Source organism: Granulosicoccus antarcticus IMCC3135 (genome assembly GCF_002215215.1).
GTDB classification, from domain to species: Bacteria; Pseudomonadota; Gammaproteobacteria; order Granulosicoccales; family Granulosicoccaceae; genus Granulosicoccus; species Granulosicoccus antarcticus.
On record NZ_CP018632.1, the window covers coordinates 5,870,259 to 5,890,885 of the forward strand.

Here is a 20,627-nt window from a genome sequence, read left to right on the forward strand (position 1 = left end):
ATCCATGACCAACATCAGCGTCGGTTCAACTCTGCACTACAGCCTGCTGTGGACAGAGCCAGCAGCCAGACAACGTTTCATCGAGCGCCTGGAATTGGTGCACGCCCTGGGCACCACACTGGAGGCTGTGCACGAACCGCAGGTGGCTGAACGCAAGATTCACTGGTGGCATGAAGAGCTGCAGCGTATGTCAGAAGGCAGTGCCCGGCATCCCGCAGCACAAGCTTGTCAGAGCAGCCTTGTTCTGAGCAACAATCCGAGCTGGCCTGCAGATCAAAATAACGAGGCAGATCAGACGGCAATTGATGCCCATCCCGCATTGAATGCCTGTTTGAATATTGTATCCGCAGCCTCAACGATGCGATTTACCCCCCCTTCATCCGAGAAAGAGGCCAACGCCTTGCTCGAAAAGAATTATCTGGCTCGCATGGCGCTTTTGGCACATGCGCTGTCAGACAATATCGATGATCTCGATCTGCCTGGACACTCTAGCCTTGCAGCACTTGCTCTAGGTAAATTCGAACAACTAAGTCGCCTGCCACATCTGATTCACCGTGGGCAGGCAGTCTTCAGTGATCAGCTCTACAAACAGCACGCTATCAGGCCCACGGACCTTGCCGGCAAGATTCGTATCGCCCCGGACGCCGAATCGCCATCGACAAAGCAGGCTAGCAGCGGTCTCCACAGCATTCCTCTGACCGTTGAGAAACCCGAAATACAAGCACTGCTCAATGCGGCAATCACCACGGCACATCAGGATTTTCAGCGTGCCATGGCAGATGATGAAACCGTGAGTCGTTACCGACAAGCGCCTCTGCTCCCCTTGTGGCGGCTGATTGTATTACGCGAAAAGCAGCTAGCCATGTGGCAGCGAAATCCACCAAATCTGCTGCGCGAACGCACCACCTTGACGCCTCTGGTCAAGCTGTTCCATGCTTGGCGTAACCGTCGCTGAACTCAAGCACACCAGACTGATCGACCACCTCGATCTCACCAGCCTCCAAGCATCGCGAACAGGCTATCTACACCGGAATACAGATTTCATGGCGCGTACCGCCAACCCAGCCGATGGATACCTTGCCAACCTGACGACACCGGTGCAAGCAGAATTACAACGTGCCAGCGTTTACGCAGTACTGGCAAATCTTTTATGGATCGGACAGGCCGCAGCTGCTGGCAGTGTCATTGCAAGCCTGGTCAACAGTGCTGACGGCGTATTGAACCCATGGTTGGCAGCCTTCATCTTTACCATTATTGGGCTGACACGCAGCTTGCTTGATTATCACGGCACCAGCCTGTGCTTTCAGGCGGCGGACAAGGTCACTCAACAGGCTCGCCGCGCACTGCTGGCTGCAGAGGCATTGCGCTCACCGATGGATAGCAAGCAGCCCTCGTCCGCATCGGTTGCCTCACTGGCCGCTGAAAAACTTGCCGCCCTGCATCCTTATCTGATGCGCTACAAATCGGCCAGTACCCGAGTCATGATTGTGCCACTGGTCATTCTGGTAGCCACACTGCCGCTCTCCTGGGTCGTGACCGTGACTCTGCTGATCGTCGGCCCACTGATTCCGGTATTCATGGCGCTGATCGGCATAGCGGCTGGTGAGGCAAGCGAGAAGCACATGCGCGAGGTCGGAACCTTGAATGCAGGCTTGCTGGAAAACCTGAACGCCCTGGTGGACATCCGGATTCTGGACGCATCCAGCCACACCATCAGTCGCTTCAGGCTCGCAGCCACAGATCTGCACCAACGCACCATGGCCGTATTACGTATCGCATTTCTGTCATCGACCGTACTGGAGCTGTTTGCTGCCATCGGCGTGGCGATGGTTGCCGTCTATGTCGGCTTTGTATTGCTCGGAGAAATCAGATTTGGCACCTGGGGCAACACACTGAGTATTGGCGAGGGGGTATTTTTGCTGATGCTGGCTCCGGAGTACTTTCAGCCTTTGCGTGATCTGGCGACCGCCTGGCACGACAAGGCAACCGCCAAAGCCGTCGCAGCGGAGCTCCACGAGCTATCCCAGCACCAACAGCAAGGCATTCTGGGCCAGGGTGGCGTTGCACAGTCTGGGCAGCTGGGCCAATCATTGTTGAAGACCACTCAGCTAAGCTGGCAAAACCCGACAGGGCAGTTGCTACATTTTCCTGATATAGACATTCGCGCGGGCCAGTCAATTGCCATCATGGGTCCCAGCGGCTCGGGAAAATCAACCTGGCTATCCATGCTTGCCGGACTCGTTGAACCTGCCAACGGCCAGATTACGGCCGCAGGCCTGCCACTGAACCAGGAAAACGCCGACGCCTGGCGCACACACATAGGCTGGATGTCCCAGACACCCTGGTTCATTTCCGGCACGCTGCGCGATAATTTCGCACTTGCCGGCAATGTAGATGATACCGACGCCTTGCAACGAGCATTGCAGCTGGCATCGATCGGAGATCTGCTGGACAGCCTGCCACAGGGCATTGATACCCGCCTGGGCGAAACAGGCAGCGGCGTTTCCGGAGGGGAAGGCCGCAGGCTGATGCTGGCAAGGATGGCGCTGGCTAACCGACCACTGATACTGGCCGACGAGCCGACCAGCGATCTGGATGAAAGCACGGCAGCAGCCGTTGGTGATGCCCTTGTTGAACTGGTTGCAGCAGGTGCCGCACTGATTGTGGCCACACATGACCCGAGACTGACCGCTCGCATGCAAACCCACTTCACTCTGGGAGACCAGGCATGAAGGATCTGCTCGCTATCCTGCGTCTGATCTGGTCGCATGAGCACAAGGCATTGCTGCGCGGATGGTTGCTGGCCACGCTGGTGTTGCTCTCAAGCGTGGCTTTGCTTGGCCTGTCTGGCTGGTTCATCACCGCAGCCGGGGTCGCTGGAGTGTTAGGCGTTGGCGCCACTTTTGATTTCTTCAGACCCAGTGCGGGTGTCCGCTTCCTGGCCATTGGACGAACGCTGACACGCTACGGTGAGCGCCTTCTGACCCATGACGCCACCTTGAAGACACTGGCAACCTTGCGTGTCCGCCTGCTACGATCCATTTTGCAACAACCCTATGAAAAACTGCTTCAGGTTCGTGGCTCACGGTCACTGAACCAGATCACCGCTGATGTTGATGCACTGGACGGACTGACGCTGCGATTGGTCACACCCATAACGGCCGCCCTTGCCAGTCTACTGGTGTCCATGGCATTGCTTGCCTGGCTCACAACGCCTCTCATTGGCATACTCACCGTCGCACCACTCATCATGGGTGCAGCGATTATTCTGCGGATCTCCTCAAAACACGGCATCAATCCGGCCCGACGTGCCGAACAGGCCACTCAGAATCTTCGCACCGGCACCATCGACATGCTCAGGGCACGGACTGATCTTGTCATGTTTGGCGCCATGCAACAGCAGCTCCAGCAACTCTTCACAACCGAGAGCAATGCCCGCGAAGCTCTCGGTCTGGTCGACAGACTGGAACGTCGCTCCGGTCTTGTATTGAGTCTGCTTGCAACCCTGTCCACCAGTACGGCCCTGTTCGCCGGCATCTATCTGGCAACAAACGGGATAAACTCGCCGGCACAGGCAGCATTAGGCTTTTTTGCAACTCTGGCCATGGCCGAGGCAATAGCCCCGATAAAACGCAGCGCTGCGGAGATCGGCCGCATGATGGATGCAGCGGGCCGTATCAACTCGCTCATACAGGCGGAACCCTCAGCCCCGGCAACAGAGATCCTGAGCTCCCCCATTACACGCTCCCAGACAGGCGCAAGCCTGCAACTAAGTCACGTCAGCTATCGCACGACCACCAGCGGACGGGCAGTGCTGGATGATTTTTCGCTAACGCTCCACGCCGGAGAAACCGTTGCGCTTGCCGGACCCAGTGGCAGTGGCAAAAGCACGATATTGCTACTGGCAGCAGGCCTACTGAAGAGCACTGAGGGACTGATAAGCATCAATGGGCAGAGCATTGGCCACCTGACAGAATCCTGCTTGCGCCAACAAGTCTCACTGTTACCACAACGCAGTGCTCTTCTTGGCGGTACCGTTCTGGACACTCTGCGCCTGGCCGATCCGGATGTAGACGAAGAACAGGCCTGGCAGGTACTCGATGCGATTGCTCTTGCCGATGTCATTCACAAGGCAGGTGGTCTGCACTCGCGCCTGCTCGAAGCCGGAGCTGGCCTGTCCGGCGGTGAACGCCGCCGCCTTGCACTTGCTCGCATGCTGCTGCGTCACGCCCCCCTTCTACTATTGGATGAACCTACCGAAGGTCTGGATGGCATCACCTCCAGACGAGTACTCGAAGGTATTGATCGTTACGCTCCCAAGGCAACCAAATTGATTGCAGCTCACCGCGAAATCGAATTGAGCTGGGCCAACCGAATCGAGCATCTTGAACAGACCCTCGTTCATTAGACCTGTGCACTTCGATAGTGACTAAATCACTGACACGATAGCTTTAGAGGCGCATCATGCACCGGTTGATTTGAATTTTCAGTTAGCGCCGCCATCGCAGTGGAGAAAAAATAACCTATGGATCTCGATATCGTTGATCTTTCGAGGCTGCAGTTTGCCTCTACAGTCATGTTCCATTTTCTGTTTGTACCGTTGACCATCGGACTCTCAGTCATCGTCGCCATCATGGAGACGGTCTACGTCATGACGGGGCGCCCGATCTGGCGCCAGATGACAAAATTCTGGGGGATGCTGTTCGGCATCAACTTTGCCATTGGTGTAGCAACCGGTATCACCATGGAATTCCAATTCGGCATGAATTGGGCTTATTTCAGCCACTATGTTGGCGATATCTTCGGTGCACCGCTCGCCATTGAAGGCTTGATGGCCTTCTTCATGGAAGCCACCTTTGTCGGTCTGTTCTTTTTCGGTTGGGACAAACTATCGCGCATCAAGCATTTGATGGTGGCCTGGCTAGTCGCACTGGGTTCCAATTTCTCAGCACTCTGGATTCTCATAGCCAATGGCTGGATGCAGAACCCGGTGGGCAGTGAATTCAACCCGGTCACCATGCGCATGGAGCTGACCAGTTTCTTCGACGTCGTATTCAATGAGGTCGCGCAGGCAAAATTTGTCCATACCGTCTCTGCAGGATATGTCACGGCTTCAGTTTTCGTCCTCGGCGTATCGGCCTTCTACCTGCTGCGCAACCGACATGTCGAGCTGGCACGCCGTTCGATTGCCATCGCGGCAAGTTTCGGTCTGGCCTCGGCCCTGTCCGTTGTCGTACTGGGTGACGAGTCTGGCTATAACGCCTCTCATTCACAGAAAATGAAGCTGGCCGCTATCGAAGCCATGTGGGAAACCCAGCCGGCTCCCGCCTCCTTCACCTTGTTCGGTATACCCGACTCTGAAGCACGCGAGACTCACTACGCCTTTCATATTCCCTACGCCATGGGTCTGATTGGCACCCGCTCATTCAACCAGGTTATCCCCGGTATCAATCAGCTGGAGGCAGAATCTGAGGATCGTATTCGCTCAGGCATCATCGCCTATGACGCCCTGCTCGATATCCGTAGTCAACGCGGCGCAGTGTCGCCAGCAGTGACCGCCCAGTTCGAAGAACACGGTAATGATCTGGGGTACGCCTACCTGCTGAAGCGCTATGTCGAGGATCCACGCGATGCCAGCGAGGCGGATATCAAGCGCGCGGCAACCGACACCATTCCAGGCGTCGGGCCCTTGTTCTGGTCGTTTCGAGTGATGGTGGCCCTGGGCTTTACCTTCATTGCCGTCATGGCCTATTTTTTCTATCGAACATCATTCAAGCGCATGAGTTACCCACGACCCGCACTGTGGCTGGCCGTCATCATTATTCCCACCCCCTGGATTGCAGCCGAACTGGGCTGGATAGTGGCCGAATACGGGCGGCAGCCCTGGACTGTTGACGGCATATTACCCACCGCGCTCTCGGTCAGCCATGTCAGCATTTCCAGTGTCCTGTTTACCCTGGCAGCTTTCATGTTGTTCTATTCAGTACTGTTCATCGTCGAAATGGGGCTTATGCTGAAATACATCGGCAAGGGTCCGACAGAGGATGTTGAGCTGACCAACGCCTGGCTCGAATCGCGCAACTCACGCAAGTCCTCGCGCTCTTCTACTACCGCCCTACCGGGCTCAACCTCCACGGAGCCATCAGCATGATTCTCCATGAACTGATGCAGTTCGATACGCTGCGCATTATCTGGTGGGCTCTGCTCGGCTTTCTTCTTATCGGCTTTGCACTGACTGACGGCTTCGACATGGGGGTGGGTGTCTTACTGCCATTCATCGGCAAGAACGATGTCGAAAGACGCATCGCCATCAACACGATCGGCCCCGTCTGGGAAGGTAATCAGGTCTGGTTCATTCTGGGCGGTGGTACCATTTTCGCCGCCTGGCCACCTCTGTACGCCGTCAGCTTCTCAGGCTTCTACCTGGCCATGTTTCTCGCTCTGGCGGCTCTGATACTGCGTCCCGTTGCTTTCAAGTACCGTTCTAAAAGAGAATCCAAAATCTGGCGCAGCAGCTGGGACTGGGCCTTGTTTGTTGGTAGTCTGGTTCCGGCACTGGTTTTCGGAATCGCAATCGGCAATGTATTGCAGGGCGTACCCTTTCACCTGACCGATGATCTTCGTGCAATCTATGAAGGCAGCTTTCTGGGTCTTCTGAACCCCTTTGCCCTGTCCGTTGGCCTGACATCCGTCGCGATGGTTGTCATGCACGGCGCCGCCTGGCTCGGCGTCAAGGCTGAGGGCGTGATTGCACAGCGTGCCGCACAGTGTGGAGAAAAAGCCGCTCTGGTGGTGATCGCACTCTACGCACTCAACGGGCTTTGGCTGGCGTTCATGGTCGAGGGATTTGCCTTGGTTGACCCTCATGTACCTAACGGTCCGTCAAACCCATTACTGTCCGAAGTCACACAGACATCCAGCTGGTTGCTTGCCTACGCGGAACGCCCATGGATTGCAATTGCACCTGTTCTGGGCTTTGCGGGCGCCATCATGGCAAACCGTGGACTGAAGGCCAGAAGAGAGATCAGTACCTTGCTGGCATCCAAATTATCCATCATAGGCATGATCTCTTCGGTGGGGCTGACCATTTTTCCATTTGTTCTGCCCTCCAATATTGATCCAAAATCATCATTGAGCATCTGGGACAGTTCTTCGTCACACCTCACCTTGTTCGTCATGCTGATCTCGACGGCCATCTTCATGCCGCTGATACTTTGCTATACGGCGTGGGTCTACAAGGTCTTGTGGGGCAAAGTTACTGAAGATGACATCACCAAGCCGGGCAGTACCCACTACTGAGCTCGCTGGCTCACTCATTCCTTCAATTATCAATAAACCGTTCGGAACACGCTAATGTGGTATTTCACCTGGATTCTCGGACTCTCCGTCGCTGTGCTGTTTGCGGTAGTCAATGCCGTCTGGCTTGAAGTTCAAGACGACAACGACTGGCATGATGAGCATTTGCAAAACGATGCTCTGGAAGCACTGAATAACGTCAAGCTCAGTGACTGAGCGCTTACTCGCCAGGGCTTTCATGCCCAGAAGACAAACTGACAGGCAAGCCCCGGCGGGAAAATCCAGCGACTCGTTACACCGGCTCACATAGCAGTCATACCGGTTCATGGCGTACACTTGCGGCCATGCAAAATCCGAATTATCAAGCCGTCACTGACGAGCAGAAACAGTTCTCCTTGCCCGCCGACAGCCTGGCGGGACGCGTCATCATGATCAGCGGTGCCACGGGTGGCATGGGCACTTGCCTGAGCCGGGCTTGTGCCAGTGCTGGCGCCACCGTTGTAGTGGCAGGCCGCAAGATCAAAAAGCTGGAAAAGCTCTACGACGTCCTTGACGACATTGGTCCTGCACAACCTGCCATGATCCCCCTGGAACAGGACAAAGCCGGACCGGCTGAATATATCGAGATCACCGATATGCTGGAGAAGGAATTCGGCAAGATCGATGCGCTGATTCACGCCAGTGCAGATCTGGGCTCTCCGACACCACAGATGGGCATCGAGCACTCCGAATGGGTACGCGTCATGAATGTAAACCTGACCAGCGCCCGCCTGCTATCGCTGTACTGCATGCCTCTGTTGTCACAGTCCGATATGGGAAGCCTCAGCTTCCTGCTTGATCACAAGCCGACCGCCTACTCGGGTGCCTATGGTGTCTCAAAGCAGGCATTGCAGGCATTCATGCATATGCTCGCCGATGAACACGAAAATCATCGAGATGCTCAAGGTAACCCCATAGTCGCTATCAACGGCTATGACCCCGGCCCCATGCGAACACAACTCCGGCGTCACGCCTTTCCAGGTGAACTGGAAGGCGAAAGTGAAACCCCTGACAAACGCCTTGGCCCCCTACTCTCACTGATGGTGCGTACTGATCGCTCTGTGAACGGAGTTGCCCTGGCCATGGATGCCAAGGCGTGAACGCAATACCGGATTTCACACTGGCCGTACATCAGCATGTGCCTACACCTGCGGATGTCGACACCAGTATTGCCCGCATTCAGCAGATTAGCGAACAGGCTGCGGCCTCAGGCGCCGACCTGCTGCTTGTGCCTGAGGCCAGCCTGACGGGCTATAACCTGCCGCTGGATACCGCTCGTACCGTCGCTGTCGAGCGAGACAGCAAGACGACGGCACGCCTGCAGGCCATTTGCCAGCAACATGGGATTGCGCTGAGCTACGGCTATATTGAACGCGATGGAGAACATCTCTTCAATTCGGTCAATGTCATTGATTCTTCAGGCAGCAATATCGCCCACTACAGAAAGACGCATCTGTGGGGTGGTCTGGACCGATCATTGTTTCAGGCAGGCACCGAATACGCCCCAACATTCAAGCTCAATGGCTGGAATCTGGGCCTGTTGATCTGCTACGACATCGAGTTTCCTGAATCAGCCAGACATCTGGCACTGCAGGGCGTCGACATCATACTCGCACCCACGGCCCTGATGACTCCCTGGACTTTCGTTGCAGACCTGGTCACACGGGTGCGCGCCGCAGAAAATCAGGTGTATTTTGCCTATGCAAATTACTGTGGCCCCGAAGCCGACCTCGATTACGTCGGACGAAGCTGCATTATCGGACCCGACGCGCAGGAACTGGCGCGGGCAGATTGCACGCCCCAGTTGCTGTTGGCTACTTTGAATAAACAGGCAATAGACAACGTGCGCAGGGAACTCCCCTACCATGCTGACCGACGTCCTGAGCTGTACGGATCACTCGCATGAACGAACGCAAAGCAGTCACGGTATTCGGCCCGGATTTCCCATTTGCCTATGACAACTGGATTACTCATCCAGACGGCCTAGGTACTCTGGCAGATGGGCAGCATGGCAAGACAGTTGCTGTCATCGGAGCTGGCATGTCCGGCATGGTTGCCGCTTTTGAGCTTATGAAGCTGGGGTTGAAGCCTCTGATTTTCGAAAGTGGCCGAATGGGTGGCAGATTGCGATCAGAGCCCTTTACCAACTCACCACAAAGCATTGCCGAACTGGGAGGCATGCGCTTCCCTGAATCAGCAACCGCATTCAATCACTATGTCGAACTGCTGCAACTGCAACGCCGCCCCTTTCCCAATCCGCTGACCGAGGCTGCAGGCTCGACCGTTATCGACCTGTCCGGCGAACCCAGATTCGCACGCACCATGCAGGACTTGCCGCCGCTATATCAGGAAGTGGCCGATGCCTGGACGCAAGCCTTGAATGACGAGGCGCATTTCAGCGAACTGCAGCAGGCGATCGTCGATCGGGATGTGGCAACCATCAAGCAATACTGGGATGTTCTGGTGCATGAGTGGGATGACCGGACGTTCTATGATTTTGTGGCAACCTCCAAGGCATTCCAGCGTTTGAGCTTCCGACATCGTGAAGTTTTTGGTCAGGTCGGATTTGGTACGGGTGGCTGGGATTCGGATTTTCGCAACACCATGCTCGAAATCCTGCGAGTGGTTCTGACCGAATGTGACGACCACCAACACTATATCGTTGGTGGTGCCGAACAGCTGCCACGCGGTCTATGGACGGCCACTCCTGCTTGCCAGCACTGGCCACAAGGCACCTCTCTGAAGAGCCTGAACAACGGCGCTACTCGCTCGGGCGTCAAGAAAATCCAGCGTGTCGACAACAAGACCCTACGGATTACCGATCAGTACGACAATACCTACGACACACCGGCTGTACTAGCTACCTGCCAGAGCTGGCTACTGACAACCAGTATCGAAACCGACGAGCAATTGTTCTCGCAGGATCACTGGATGGCACTGGACAGAACCAGTTATATGCAGTCATCCAAGACCTTTGTCATGGTTGATCGCCCCTTCTGGAAAGACCTGGACCCTGCAACCGGGCAACCTTGCATGAGTATGACGCTGACTGATCGGCTCACTCGCGGCACTTACCTGTTTGACAATGGAGATGACCAGCCGGGCGTCATCTGCCTGAGTTACGCCTGGATGTCAGATGCCCTGAAGATGCTGCCGCTGCCGGCTGAAGAACGCGCTCGACTGGCGCTGAATGCCTTGCAGAAAATCTACCCGACACTGGATATTCGCAGTCATGTCATCGGCAACCCCATCACGATTTCATGGGAAGCAGACCCCAACTTTCTGGGGGCCTTCAAAGGCGCTCTGCCCGGACACTACCGCTACAACCGTCGCATGTTCACGCACTTCATGCAGGCCGAGATGCAACCCGAACAACAAGGTATCTTCATTGCAGGCGACGATGTTTCCTGGACCCCCGGATGGGCTGAAGGCGCGGTTCAAACCGCACTGAATGCAGTTTGGGGAATCGTTCATCATCTAGGGGGGCACACCCACCCGCAGAACCCCGGTCCCGGTGATGAATTCGAGGCACTGGCACCCGTAGCAATGAGTGAATAACGGCAGGAGGCGTACTGGGAGCTGGTCCGACAATAACTCGTCCGACAATAAACAGAGCCTTTTTACGTCTCCTACTTTTCCACCCGTACAGTCAGGCCAGCCTCAAGGGACACAGTGCGAGCCAGCTCACATTGTGCTGCCTCAAGCGTCCGGTTGCTGCCCGTCGTCCGATCCAGCATCAGATTAGCCTCGCTCTGCACATGAGCTCCCGAATTGCTCAGCACATGAAACAGCTCATGGGCCAGAGCAATATCGCGATCCTGCAATGCCAGCGTCAACCACACAGAGTCTGTCAGCCAGGATCTGCTTCGGGTATTGCCCTTGCCAAAGGCTTCCGCATCGAAGGGCGTACTCATACCCGTGTCACGTGCAAATACAACTGCAACCCTTTTATCGGCACCACTTAAACGCACCGCATCCATCAAGGTTCGTGACGCCCCGGTTTCCAGATCGCGCAGATAATCCGGAGCACTCACCTGTCGTAGCTGAACAGCCGAGAAACGGATGCCACACACTGACAACAGGGTTTCAGCCCGCTCAAGCACTCGACCTACCTCGCTTTGAGTCCAGGCATCGTCCAGTATCATCACATCCAGCGCCAAGCTCATCTGCGCATCGTCCATTGAGCGTGATGACTCCCAGGAATCCACGCTGGTAATCTCGATTTCATGTTCAGGATCGTACCGGGGATCGTAGAGATAACCCGATTTGAGCTGAGCTGGCGCGGCCCCGTTGGCAAAGCGATTACGAATCAGCGTTAGTAACTGCGCGACTGACAAGCTGGGCTTGTCGCGGATCAGACGAGCCGCCAAAGCCGCCACTCGGGGCACCGCATAGCTGCTACCTGAGGCAAACGATGGGCTACCGTCGAAGCGGGTGACAGGCACAAATTCAGCAGGAACCATATAGTCCACACTGCCGCGCCCCCAATTAACACCATCAGCCAGCAGTCCAAAATCATCGGCCGACGTCACGACCAGCATGTTGGGCAGATCCAGTGCTGCAGGATAGACCGGTTGTTGATCGATATCGCGTCCGTTATTGCCTGCAGACACGATGAAAAGCATGTCCGGATGTTCTTGTGCAGCCACTGCGAATGCCTGCCAATCCTCTTGTCGATTGCCGCCCAGTGGCATACCGATGATTCGTACCTGATGCCTGGCGGCATGGTCCAGCAGCTCAGCCATACGCCGCATGTCCGGGCGTGGGTAACGGTAGGGAACCAATTCGACAAACGGGGCTTCACGCAGCAAGACGGAGGCTGTGCGAGTCCCGTGACGCTGCACGCGCCCCTGTGCGTCCGGACTGGCATCATAGGGAAGCTTATCCATATCCCAGAAGTCGTAACCGACCAAAGTACCATCTTCTTGGCGGGCCAGCCGTGCATTGATGGCTGGCAGCTGATAATTCACACCAGAATCCACTAATGTAACCCGTACGCTGCCAGACAGGGTCAGCGGCTCTGCCGGTGGTAATGGCGGATCCTGCGCCCTTGCAAATCCTGCCAGCAAGACACCTGTCGTGACCAGTGCGACTTGCAGGATTTGCAGGGCTTCAGGCATCAGACGTTGTCGCGCTTGAAGATCGCATCGCCCTGTTCATCGACAATCTGTTGTGCCTTGCGCTCAGAATGTGCAACAGCAGATTGCCTATCACTGTTGATATCTGCCCTTACAAACTGGACACTACGCTGCTCTCCATCAATTTCTTTGCTTATCGTGCCTGCTGTACGAAATTGTCCGCCCTCATTGATGGGTGCAGCCGTTATCATGACCCCCTTGTACTCCACAGCTTCTTCGGCAGTCGCAACAGCAGATGCTTTGTTGTCGCCATTACCGAAAATTTTGCCTAGAATTGTTCCCAAACCCATTTGTGTCTCCAGCTCTATGTTTGAAGCATCATAACCCGACCATGTATACCACTACACACGACACCGTCATCGGCACTTTGACGCTGGCTGGAGACCACACCGGGCTGCGCCATCTCATATTTCCGCAAGGCGACCGAGCGTTCCATGTACCGGAACAATGGCAAAGCTGGAGCGAGCCCTTCGACCGGGTTCGTTGGCAACTGGACGAGTACTTCAGCGGCTCCCGACAGAAGTTCTCGGTCACTCTGGCGCCCACTGGCACACTGTTCCAGATGGCTGTCTGGCAAGCTCTGGGCGGTATCAATTACGCCAATACCTGCAGCTATGGACATATTGCCAAAAGCATCGGCAAACCCAAAGCCAGCCGTGCGGTAGGAGCTGCCAATGGCGCCAACCCCATTCCCATCATCATTCCCTGCCACCGGGTTATTGGTGCCAGTGGCAAACTCACAGGCTTCGGCGGCGGCTTGCCGACAAAGCAGTGGCTATTGGTTCACGAAACGGGTGAAGGACAGTTGTTCGGCGTCGACCCTACCATCCAAGAATACGAGCAAAGAAACCAGGCTTGAGCGATCGTTTGCATTGCTCGTACTGTTCACGATATTTCTGCGAGCGAGTCTGAACGCCAATGGCAACCTTTTGCAGCCAGGGTTTACTGCCATGAGTATTTTTAGCAAAGCCCCCAGGGCCTTCGTGGTAGTTCAGGTATAAGCTGTAAGCATCGTTTCTGGAGACGCCATTACGCTTCGATGCCTGGCGTATGTACCACTGAACAAAATCCATCGCATCAGCGAAATCGTGACGTACTCGCCAGTAGTCACCGGTTGAGCGAAGGTACTGATTCCAGGTGCCATCAATGGCCTGTGCGTAGCCGTAAGCGGAACTCAGCCTGCGCCACGGGATGAAACCCATTAACTTGCGCCTGGCAGGTTTGACCTTCGCTCTGAATGTAGACTCCTGATAGATGATAGCCATGGGGATATACATCGGTGCGCCCCATTTTTTCTCAGCCTCTCTGGCAGCCTTGTGCCAGCCGCGCTTCTCCTTGAAAACCGAGCACATATTCTCTGGCTCGCGTGGCTGGGAGGTCGCGCAGGCTTGCAGAAAAACCACAACAAGACATAACAATGCAATTCTCGGCATTCGTCCGAGACCAATAAAACAGTTCATGGTGATAGTGTAGTGAGCGAAATTGAACAGCGGTCAACTTGTAATGAAAATGGAACCTGAAAAATCACTGGCACCAGCGAATGCCCCTGTACCCGGCATCTACAGACATTACAAGGGCTCACAATATCAGGTACTGGGAATGGCACGCCACTCCGAGACTGAAGAATGGCTGGTGGTCTATCAGGCATTGTATGCAGAGCGCGGCTTCTGGCTAAGGCCTCTGTCACTGTGGCTGGAACCCGTCACGGTAAATTCAGATGATTCAAACCATGCTTCGAGGGCTGAAAAACCCACTATACGATTTGAACTAGTCGAGAAAAATGCGAACAGTCTGTCATCCGTTATTGAAACTGGTTAACAGAATACGACGCTGAACACCTGAAGATACCCCCGTTCGACACGGCAGCGGCGCAGATCTTGCGAATTTGCCTGGTAGTCCTGTGATGTGAATCGCCTCCATGCTACCAGTCCGTCTCTTTACTCTCCTGTTCGCCTCCATGCTCTTTTCCAGTGCATGCGCGACCGTCACGCCCGCAGAGTCAGAAGCTGCGCCACTCCAGGAGCCTGCGCTGATCGAGGTGTTGCCGGACACCCTGCAATCGTTCGATTTGCAGGGCTACAAATATTTCCAGGACAGCTCCGGGGGCTATTCGGTTCGCTATGCGAATCTGCCCAAACGCCGTATTGCCGATGTCTACATCTACCCGGTAGCCGATGAAAACATTGAGCTTGCTCATGACCAGCTGGTACTGGGCTCGACCCGCGCCACCATCCAGGCCATCGGCGAAGCTGCTCGTCAGGGACATTATGCCAACTTCAATGTGGTCAATGCCGGCACTCAGGCCTATGGCGTACGTACGGTTGCCCGGGTTCAGGCCACTTATCTGCGTCAGAACCTTGCCTCCATGACCTTGGTCTACCAGACTGAATACAAAGGCACGCTGGTGAAAATACGGGTATCCATGCCTGACAACGAGAGCAACCGTAATAGCCAGGAGTGGGATGACTTTGCCGAGAACATGTTTTCAACCATCATTACCCAGCTGGATGAATCCGCCAGTATCTCATTGACCGCAGTTCAGCAGTAATTCTCAGAAACACCTGATCGATCCGGGACCGGCCAGCCCCACTGACTCGCCCCTGCTCTGCGCCTTTCGCCTTTTCACCAGGGGCTACAAGCGGCTCTACTGAGAGCCGGCTCACAGAGCTTTCACGGCCCACTCATTTAACAAGAACGGGTTCTCGCTTTCAACACAGCAAGAACGGCGCTCCCGTGCGTCACAAAATCCTTCATTAACAACCACTTACGGTACTCATCGCGTCTACGACAATTTAATGACGCCCATGGAAAACTTGTAAACCCATGATTTAGAAGACTATTCAGGTATCCCCTTTGCCATTTGCACATTGCTTAGCGTCCCAGTAGAGTTCGCGGCATGTTGTTGACACAGATCAACGGCAACTCTTTAAAGCTGGCTTCAGATCAGCAAAGAACTCGGGGATACGACCAATGAAAACGAAGATTTTCACGTACATATCAGCAGTTATCATCACCCTCACACTGATGCTGGGCAGCGCCACTGCCAAAGCAGACAACAGCTTTCTGGTGTTGAGCACGCTGTCTTGGCATTTCGAAAACTTCGACGATCGCAATGCCTTCACTCCGGGCGTTGGCTGGGAATATTCGCCCAGCAGCAAAATCGGCTGGCATGCAGGCACCTTGTCCGACAGCTTTGGCTACCAGTCCTATTACGGTGGACTCGTCTATGCCTCAAAGCCCATGGTCTACAGCAAGGTTCGATTGCTCCTGGGCGCCACCGTCGTGCACAAGCAATACAAGAAGAACGCTGAACCAGAGACCAAGCTGCTGCCCTTTCCAGCAGTGGAAATCAAGATAAGCAAGCGCTCGGTCCTGAACATCAGCGGTTCACCAGCTATTGATTATGCCGACCAGAAAAACAATGCGGTGCTGTTCTTCCAATACAAACTGAACATACTCTGATATTCCCTGGCAATCACTTGATGTTGCCAGCCAGCAGCTCTTCTCTTGTCAGCATAAACACGCCGTAGCCACCATTGGCGAACTCTAGCCAGGCAAATTCCAGCGACGGAAACGCAGCCTCCAGAGCTTCGCCACTGTTACCCACCTCAACCACCAGAACGCCCTTCGGCTCCAGGTAGTCAGCAGCGTCTCTGAGCATGATCCGAACCAGATCCAGACCATCGTCACCGGCTTCCAGCCCCATCATGGGTTCGTGCGAGAACTCGGATGCCATGGCCGCAATGTCAGCGGCATCCACGTACGGTGGGTTGGAAATGATCAGTGAGTAGCGATTGCTCACAGGCTCGAACAAGGAGCCTTCCAGCAGCTCTACCCGATCCTGCATTTCATGGAGCTCCACATTCTGTGCAGCCAGCGCCAGGGCATCAGCCGACAGGTCGCTCGCATCAACAATGGCGTCCGTGCGTGCGTATGCACAGGCAATGGCGATACAACCGCCGCCGGTACACAGATCCAGAATGCGCGGTGAGTCGATGCCGTCCAGAGCACCGTAAAAATCGTCCGCAATGAATTCTGCCATCGGTGAGCGCGGCACCAGAGCGCGCTTGTCGGATAGATAGGCTCTGCCGGCGAACCAGCCCTGGCCTGTCAGATAGGCCGCCGGTATGCGTTCCGCAATGCGTCGTTCCAGCAAACTGTTGCAGTCAGCAATCTGCGCCGCTGTGAGCTTCTGTGTGTAATCAGGCTCTATGGCCGGCGACAAGCCAAGTGCATGCAGGACTAACCAGCTTGCCTCATCCAGAGCCGTTTCGGTTCCATGACCATAGTGCAGGTCATTGTCCTCAAATGCCTGCGCCGCACGGCGTATGGCAACTTCTATCGTGTATTCATTGTCAGACAGCAAGACCACAGCAATTCCCTCGAGTCAGTGATTTCTGACAACAGCCAGACAGTATAATACGTGGATCAATCTACAAACCCCTTATCGACTCTTCAAAGAGAGTCTGAGACCGTAATTTCATGCTCAAAAGACAATCTGGCAAGGCTCTGCCCTTCCTTCTTATTGGCGCTGTTGCGCTGGCAGCAGGCATTTTCGTATTCAGTCAGACCCAAAGCGATGGTGACACTGGTAACGCAGTCAGTTCGGGCGACTCGGAACAATTGGTCGCGTTGCAGGAAACACTGAAAACCTCATTGGCCCTGCCACTGGATTTCAGAACGGTTCCTGAATTTGAACTTCAGGATGTCAATGGCGAGCCAATCACTCAAGCTGCACTGGAAGACAAGTGGAGTCTGATGTTCTTTGGCTTCACTCATTGTCCTGATGTCTGCCCGATTACGCTGCAACTCATGAAAACCGTTGTCAGCCAGCTGGAAGAGCAAGGCAAAGAGGCCCCTCAAATCGTATTCGTATCGGTTGATCCTGTCAGAGATACCAGTGAAGTGATGAAGGAATACATTGCCTATTTTGATGAAAGCTTTATCGGCATCACAGGGGATCTCAACAAAGTTCACGAGATGACCAGTTCTCTGGGTATCGTGGCCTCTTTTACCGTAGACAAGGACGACTCGGCGGAATATACCGTCGATCACACCGCATCGCTGCTGCTGATCGATCCACAGCGACGCCTGCGAGCGAAGGTGTCTCCCCCTCTGGACGTACAAAACATCATTTCGGACTACCTGGCCATTACTTCGGCACCCAGCTGAACGGTGCATCTATCCTTACACCAATAGCGCTTTTCAACAACACGGATCACTGATATCGGATGCCTCAAAAAGACGCCAGCCTGATTGACTACCTCAAGACCTATGCCCTGTACCCGCTACCCCAGCACCTGCTAACCAGAGCCATCTACTGGTTGACACGGCAGGAGTCGTCTCTGACGCCAAAGGTCATCCGAAAATTTGCCAGCGCATTCGATGTCGAGATGAATGATGCGGTAGAGCCTGATCTTGCCAGCTATCGTACGTTCAACGAGTTCTTTACCCGCGCTCTGAAGCCTGAAGCTCGTCCCATTGCTTCGGCTCAGAATGCTATTGCATCACCGGCCGATGGCAGAATCTCAGCCGTCGGCAATATCAATGAGGCCCGCGTATTTCAGGCCAAAGGGCGAGACTATTCTTTGCTGTCATTGCTCGGTGGTGATGGTGCGGCGACAGAGCGTCTGGGCAACGGTCGTTTTTCAACCATCTATCTATCACCCAAGGATTATCACCGACTGCACATGCCGCTTACCGGGCGTCTGATTCGTCAGACCTACGTACCAGGCCGACTATTCAGTGTAGGGCCGCATACCGTAAAAACCCTGCCTGATCTGTTCGCACGCAATGAGCGCGTCATCGCACAATTCGAGACCGATCACGGCCTGATGGCGCTGGTGCTGGTAGGGGCCATGAACGTTGCCGCTATCGAAACCATCTGGCATGGGCTCGTCACACCGCCACAGCAAAAAGGCATCAGCCATATCGATTACCCGGCAAATGGCCCAGAGGTGCAACTAGCTCGTGGTGCCGAGATGGGTCGTTTCAACATGGGTTCCACCATCATCGTCCTGCTGGAGAACCCCGCCGCCTGGGGCACGGATCTGCAAGCCGGGGATTCCGTGCGTATGGGACAACTTCTGGGCGAGGTAGTCTAGGGCGTCATCGGCATCATCTTGCAACCAGGCTCTGGTGTTGCCCAGGCGAAAAGAATAGCCCCAGCGATCCATATCCTGGCACATGCGCTGCCAGCCCATATCAGGCACCAGATCTCCCATCAGGATTTGTAGATAACAGACCGCCATCTCTTCGACGGCGCTGCCTTTGGCATCGGTATGCAAGGCAGCGCGTCGTGCCTCACTCATCAATAACCAATGCCCGGCTTCATGCAATACCGAGTGCACGGGTGTATCCAGGCGGGCATACAAGGCATGCTGAATGAGACCCGCCTCCTCGTCTCCCCAATGACTGCCGGGGATGGCACAGCCCTCATCAACCTGACTGATACTCAATCCGGCAGGATTCAGTAGCGCCTCCAGACAAGGCCAACCGACATCGCGAATGCGAAGAACATCAGGCTCGCTGATCGTCAAAACTCAATACCTCACGGATATGTTCGTGCTGAGCCAGCACCATGTGTAATCGCTCCAGACCCAGAGCGATTCCTGCGCAATCCGGTAATCCGGCGCTCAAAGCATCCAGCAGATGCTCATCCACAGGCACCGATGCCACACCCAGGCGCTCGCGCTTGAGCAAATCTGACTCGAAGCGTACTCTCTGTGTAGCGGCATCGCTCAATTCATGAAAACCATTGGCAAGCTCAACCTGCCCGAAATACAGTTCGAAACGTTGTGCCACCTCGCGCCCTTGATCATCCTGTCCCAGACGGGCCAATGCCGATTGCGAGGCGGGATAATCAACCAGTAACGTGAAGGCATCCGGAGCAAATTCAGGCAATACAAACTCATCCATGAACAGATCCAGTGCCGCATCCACATCCGTTGCAATCGCTTCAGGGTAGCTTCGATCAGCTGCGGCGAAATAGTCTGCAATAGTATCGGTACTTGTCATCTGCTCAGGCCAGACACCCAGCAAACGGTGCACCTCTTCACCATAACGGCGACTCTGCACGCCTGGCCATGACTTGCCAAAGGCCTGCCATACAGACTGTAGCAAGGTTTCCAAATCAGCCATCAGCTCGACATGATCCATTCCAACCCGATACCACTCCAGCAGAGTGAACTCTGTGTTGTGGAACCGACCGCTTTCCTCGGCGCGGAACACCGTGGCGATCTGGTACAGGTCAGGTTGCCTCTCCAGGCTGCCAGATTCGGCAATTTCACAAGCATGAGCTGCGAGCAAACGCTTCATCGGAAATTCAGGCGAAGTATGCAAAAAACGGCCAGAGTCGGTACGGATACTCAAAACATGAGGATCCGTAGCCGCTGCGCCAGACAAGGCTGGCGTCTGGACTTCCAGTACACCTTGCAGTTCCATCCATGCATGGATGCTGCGACGTAACAATGCTGCTTCGCGCAGGCTGGACAAGCTGGCCCCCGGGCGCCAATTCATGCGATAACGCCCTGGTAGCCGGATTGTAGCTGTTACTTTACGCGCGAAACATACTCGCCACTGCGAGTATCAATCTTGATTTTTTCACCTTCTTCGATGAACAAAGGTACCTTGACCGTGGCGCCAGTTTCCATATGCGCAGGCTTGGTACCACCGGTAGCCGTGTCGCCACGCAGACCCGGATCAGTTTCCTTGATGACCATTTCGACGAAGTTAGGCGGAGTCACAGCCATTGGCTGACCATTGTAGAGAGTGACTTCACACATGGCCTCATCCATCAGCCACAGGTAAGCATCACCTACCGCAGTCTTGTCGGCGGCCAGTTGCTCGAAAGTCTCAGGGTTCATGAAATGGTAGTGCTCACCATCGGCATACAGGAACTGCATGGGAGTATCCATGACATCAGCAGCCTCAAAAGACTCCCCACCTTTGAACGTGCGCTCGACAACGCGACCCGTCTTCAGGTTACGGACTCGAGTACGGGTGAATGCCTGTCCCTTGCCCGGTTTGACGAACTCGTTACTGACGATGCTGTGCGGATCGCCGTCGAGCATGATCTTGAGTCCGCCCTTGAAATCGTTGGTGCCGTAGTTCGCCATGTAGTTCTCGTTGAAAGTAATGCTGAATGCTTATCTG

Annotated in this window: 21 protein-coding genes and 1 pseudogene; 15 read left to right on the plus strand and 7 right to left on the minus strand. The window is 54.9% G+C overall.

What is annotated here, in order from left to right:
- Positions 1-4: 4 nt before the first annotated feature.
- The 9 genes from IMCC3135_RS34305 (at position 5) to IMCC3135_RS25610 (ending at position 10,893) form a co-directional block, all read left to right on the plus strand.
- Complete coding sequence (locus tag IMCC3135_RS34305) at positions 5-955, plus strand: isoprenoid biosynthesis enzyme family protein (RefSeq protein WP_157736270.1); 951 nt, start codon at positions 5-7, stop codon at positions 953-955.
- Positions 956-1,043: 88 nt separating this feature from the next.
- Positions 1,044-2,732, plus strand: a complete 1,689-nt coding sequence (gene cydD, locus IMCC3135_RS25575; RefSeq protein ID WP_157736271.1) for a thiol reductant ABC exporter subunit CydD — start codon at positions 1,044-1,046, stop codon at positions 2,730-2,732.
- On the plus strand, positions 2,729-4,408 hold the full coding sequence (gene cydC, locus IMCC3135_RS25580) for a thiol reductant ABC exporter subunit CydC (RefSeq protein ID WP_088920168.1): 1,680 nt from the start codon (positions 2,729-2,731) through the stop codon (positions 4,406-4,408). The genes cydD and cydC overlap by 4 nt, the downstream gene beginning before the upstream one ends.
- Before the next feature lie 117 nt (positions 4,409-4,525).
- Positions 4,526-6,151 carry a cytochrome ubiquinol oxidase subunit I gene (locus tag IMCC3135_RS25585; RefSeq protein WP_088920169.1) on the plus strand — a complete coding sequence of 542 codons (1,626 nt, stop codon included), beginning with the start codon at positions 4,526-4,528 and terminating at the stop codon, positions 6,149-6,151.
- Positions 6,148-7,299: a cytochrome d ubiquinol oxidase subunit II gene (gene cydB / locus IMCC3135_RS25590; protein ID WP_088920170.1), complete on the plus strand. Its 1,152-nt coding sequence runs from the start codon at positions 6,148-6,150 to the stop codon at positions 7,297-7,299. Before IMCC3135_RS25585 ends, cydB begins: the two co-directional genes overlap by 4 nt.
- Before the next feature lie 54 nt (positions 7,300-7,353).
- Entirely contained in the window at positions 7,354-7,512 is a 159-nt protein-coding gene (gene cydX, locus IMCC3135_RS35655) for a cytochrome bd-I oxidase subunit CydX (protein WP_088920171.1), read from the plus strand.
- 128 nt (positions 7,513-7,640) lie between these two features.
- Positions 7,641-8,435, plus strand: coding sequence for an SDR family NAD(P)-dependent oxidoreductase (locus IMCC3135_RS25600; protein ID WP_088920172.1), 795 nt, complete (start codon positions 7,641-7,643; stop codon positions 8,433-8,435).
- Positions 8,432-9,241, plus strand: a complete 810-nt coding sequence (locus IMCC3135_RS25605) for a carbon-nitrogen hydrolase family protein (RefSeq protein WP_088920173.1) — start codon at positions 8,432-8,434, stop codon at positions 9,239-9,241. The genes IMCC3135_RS25600 and IMCC3135_RS25605 overlap by 4 nt, the downstream gene beginning before the upstream one ends.
- The gene (locus IMCC3135_RS25610) at positions 9,238-10,893 is read left to right on the plus strand and encodes a flavin monoamine oxidase family protein (protein ID WP_088920174.1); all 1,656 of its coding nucleotides are present in this window, start codon (positions 9,238-9,240) and stop codon (positions 10,891-10,893) included. The genes IMCC3135_RS25605 and IMCC3135_RS25610 overlap by 4 nt, the downstream gene beginning before the upstream one ends.
- 71 nt (positions 10,894-10,964) lie before the next feature.
- Here IMCC3135_RS25610 and IMCC3135_RS25615 read toward each other — a convergent pair whose 3' ends face one another.
- Together IMCC3135_RS25615 and IMCC3135_RS25620 are read right to left on the minus strand one after the other, a co-directional pair.
- Positions 10,965-12,455: a S8 family peptidase gene (locus tag IMCC3135_RS25615; RefSeq protein WP_088920175.1), complete on the minus strand. Its 1,491-nt coding sequence runs from the start codon at positions 12,453-12,455 to the stop codon at positions 10,965-10,967.
- The gene (locus IMCC3135_RS25620; protein ID WP_088920176.1) at positions 12,455-12,763 is read right to left on the minus strand and encodes an HlyU family transcriptional regulator; all 309 of its coding nucleotides are present in this window, start codon (positions 12,761-12,763) and stop codon (positions 12,455-12,457) included. Before IMCC3135_RS25620 ends, IMCC3135_RS25615 begins: the two co-directional genes overlap by 1 nt.
- 41 nt (positions 12,764-12,804) lie before the next feature.
- On the opposite strand from IMCC3135_RS25620, the gene IMCC3135_RS25625 reads away from it, so the two are divergent.
- On the plus strand, positions 12,805-13,332 hold the full coding sequence (locus IMCC3135_RS25625) for a methylated-DNA--[protein]-cysteine S-methyltransferase (RefSeq protein WP_088920177.1): 528 nt from the start codon (positions 12,805-12,807) through the stop codon (positions 13,330-13,332).
- On the opposite strand, the gene IMCC3135_RS25630 is transcribed toward IMCC3135_RS25625, so the two are convergent.
- Positions 13,295-13,933, minus strand: a complete 639-nt coding sequence (locus IMCC3135_RS25630) for a transglycosylase SLT domain-containing protein (RefSeq protein WP_205737710.1) — start codon at positions 13,931-13,933, stop codon at positions 13,295-13,297. The two genes, IMCC3135_RS25625 and IMCC3135_RS25630, sit on opposite strands and share 38 nt — an antisense overlap.
- A gap of 43 nt (positions 13,934-13,976) precedes the next feature.
- On the opposite strand from IMCC3135_RS25630, the gene IMCC3135_RS25635 reads away from it, so the two are divergent.
- From IMCC3135_RS25635 to IMCC3135_RS25645, 3 genes are all read left to right on the plus strand, one after another.
- On the plus strand, positions 13,977-14,291 hold the full coding sequence (locus IMCC3135_RS25635; RefSeq protein WP_236994656.1) for a DUF1653 domain-containing protein: 315 nt from the start codon (positions 13,977-13,979) through the stop codon (positions 14,289-14,291).
- Positions 14,292-14,391: 100 nt separating this feature from the next.
- Positions 14,392-15,021: a hypothetical protein gene (locus IMCC3135_RS25640; protein WP_088920179.1), complete on the plus strand. Its 630-nt coding sequence runs from the start codon at positions 14,392-14,394 to the stop codon at positions 15,019-15,021.
- A gap of 422 nt (positions 15,022-15,443) precedes the next feature.
- Positions 15,444-15,935: a hypothetical protein gene (locus tag IMCC3135_RS25645; protein ID WP_088920180.1), complete on the plus strand. Its 492-nt coding sequence runs from the start codon at positions 15,444-15,446 to the stop codon at positions 15,933-15,935.
- A 13-nt stretch (positions 15,936-15,948) separates the two neighbouring features.
- Here the strand turns inward: IMCC3135_RS25645 and prmB are convergent, their stop codons facing one another.
- Positions 15,949-16,845, minus strand: a complete 897-nt coding sequence (gene prmB, locus IMCC3135_RS25650; protein WP_236994657.1) for a 50S ribosomal protein L3 N(5)-glutamine methyltransferase — start codon at positions 16,843-16,845, stop codon at positions 15,949-15,951.
- 110 nt (positions 16,846-16,955) lie between these two features.
- Between prmB and IMCC3135_RS25655 the strand changes: the two genes are divergently transcribed.
- Both IMCC3135_RS25655 and asd read left to right on the plus strand, forming a co-directional pair.
- Positions 16,956-17,645, plus strand: coding sequence for an SCO family protein (locus IMCC3135_RS25655; RefSeq protein ID WP_088920182.1), 690 nt, complete (start codon positions 16,956-16,958; stop codon positions 17,643-17,645).
- Positions 17,646-17,866: 221 nt separating this feature from the next.
- Positions 17,867-18,505, plus strand: a pseudogene (gene asd / locus IMCC3135_RS25660) (archaetidylserine decarboxylase); the annotation flags it as partial.
- On the opposite strand, the gene IMCC3135_RS35660 reads toward asd, so the two are convergent.
- From IMCC3135_RS35660 to efp, 3 genes are read right to left on the minus strand one after another with little or no spacing between them, the layout of a single operon-like run.
- Positions 18,437-19,012 (minus strand): hypothetical protein, encoded by a 576-nt coding sequence (locus IMCC3135_RS35660; RefSeq protein WP_418251407.1) that lies wholly within the window; start codon positions 19,010-19,012, stop codon positions 18,437-18,439. The pseudogene asd and the gene IMCC3135_RS35660 overlap by 69 nt on opposite strands.
- Positions 18,993-19,991 (minus strand): EF-P lysine aminoacylase EpmA, encoded by a 999-nt coding sequence (gene epmA, locus IMCC3135_RS25670; RefSeq protein ID WP_088920184.1) that lies wholly within the window; start codon positions 19,989-19,991, stop codon positions 18,993-18,995. Before epmA ends, IMCC3135_RS35660 begins: the two co-directional genes overlap by 20 nt.
- 32 nt (positions 19,992-20,023) lie before the next feature.
- Positions 20,024-20,590, minus strand: a complete 567-nt coding sequence (efp, locus tag IMCC3135_RS25675; protein WP_088920185.1) for an elongation factor P — start codon at positions 20,588-20,590, stop codon at positions 20,024-20,026.
- Positions 20,591-20,627 lie beyond the last annotated feature (37 nt).

Excerpts from the sequence above, each read along its gene's own strand:
- cydD (WP_157736271.1), top strand. The coding sequence starts at position 1,044 with ATGGCGCGTACCGCCAACCCAGCCGATGGATACCTTGCCAACCTGACG.
- epmA (WP_088920184.1), bottom strand. The coding sequence starts at position 19,991 with ATGAATTGGCGCCCGGGGGCCAGCTTGTCCAGCCTGCGCGAAGCAGCA.
- efp (WP_088920185.1), bottom strand. The coding sequence starts at position 20,590 with ATGGCGAACTACGGCACCAACGATTTCAAGGGCGGACTCAAGATCATG.
- IMCC3135_RS25630 (WP_205737710.1), bottom strand. The coding sequence starts at position 13,933 with ATGAACTGTTTTATTGGTCTCGGACGAATGCCGAGAATTGCATTGTTA.
- IMCC3135_RS34305 (WP_157736270.1), top strand. The coding sequence starts at position 5 with ATGACCAACATCAGCGTCGGTTCAACTCTGCACTACAGCCTGCTGTGG.
- cydB (WP_088920170.1), top strand. The coding sequence starts at position 6,148 with ATGATTCTCCATGAACTGATGCAGTTCGATACGCTGCGCATTATCTGG.
- IMCC3135_RS25615 (WP_088920175.1), bottom strand. The coding sequence starts at position 12,455 with ATGCCTGAAGCCCTGCAAATCCTGCAAGTCGCACTGGTCACGACAGGT.
- IMCC3135_RS25655 (WP_088920182.1), top strand. The coding sequence starts at position 16,956 with ATGCTCAAAAGACAATCTGGCAAGGCTCTGCCCTTCCTTCTTATTGGC.
- IMCC3135_RS25620 (WP_088920176.1), bottom strand. The coding sequence starts at position 12,763 with ATGGGTTTGGGAACAATTCTAGGCAAAATTTTCGGTAATGGCGACAAC.
- cydX (WP_088920171.1), top strand. The coding sequence starts at position 7,354 with ATGTGGTATTTCACCTGGATTCTCGGACTCTCCGTCGCTGTGCTGTTT.
- IMCC3135_RS25610 (WP_088920174.1), top strand. The coding sequence starts at position 9,238 with ATGAACGAACGCAAAGCAGTCACGGTATTCGGCCCGGATTTCCCATTT.
- IMCC3135_RS25585 (WP_088920169.1), top strand. The coding sequence starts at position 4,526 with ATGGATCTCGATATCGTTGATCTTTCGAGGCTGCAGTTTGCCTCTACA.
- IMCC3135_RS25645 (WP_088920180.1), top strand. The coding sequence starts at position 15,444 with ATGAAAACGAAGATTTTCACGTACATATCAGCAGTTATCATCACCCTC.
- cydC (WP_088920168.1), top strand. The coding sequence starts at position 2,729 with ATGAAGGATCTGCTCGCTATCCTGCGTCTGATCTGGTCGCATGAGCAC.
- IMCC3135_RS25600 (WP_088920172.1), top strand. The coding sequence starts at position 7,641 with ATGCAAAATCCGAATTATCAAGCCGTCACTGACGAGCAGAAACAGTTC.
- IMCC3135_RS25635 (WP_236994656.1), top strand. The coding sequence starts at position 13,977 with ATGAAAATGGAACCTGAAAAATCACTGGCACCAGCGAATGCCCCTGTA.
- IMCC3135_RS25640 (WP_088920179.1), top strand. The coding sequence starts at position 14,392 with ATGCTACCAGTCCGTCTCTTTACTCTCCTGTTCGCCTCCATGCTCTTT.
- IMCC3135_RS25625 (WP_088920177.1), top strand. The coding sequence starts at position 12,805 with ATGTATACCACTACACACGACACCGTCATCGGCACTTTGACGCTGGCT.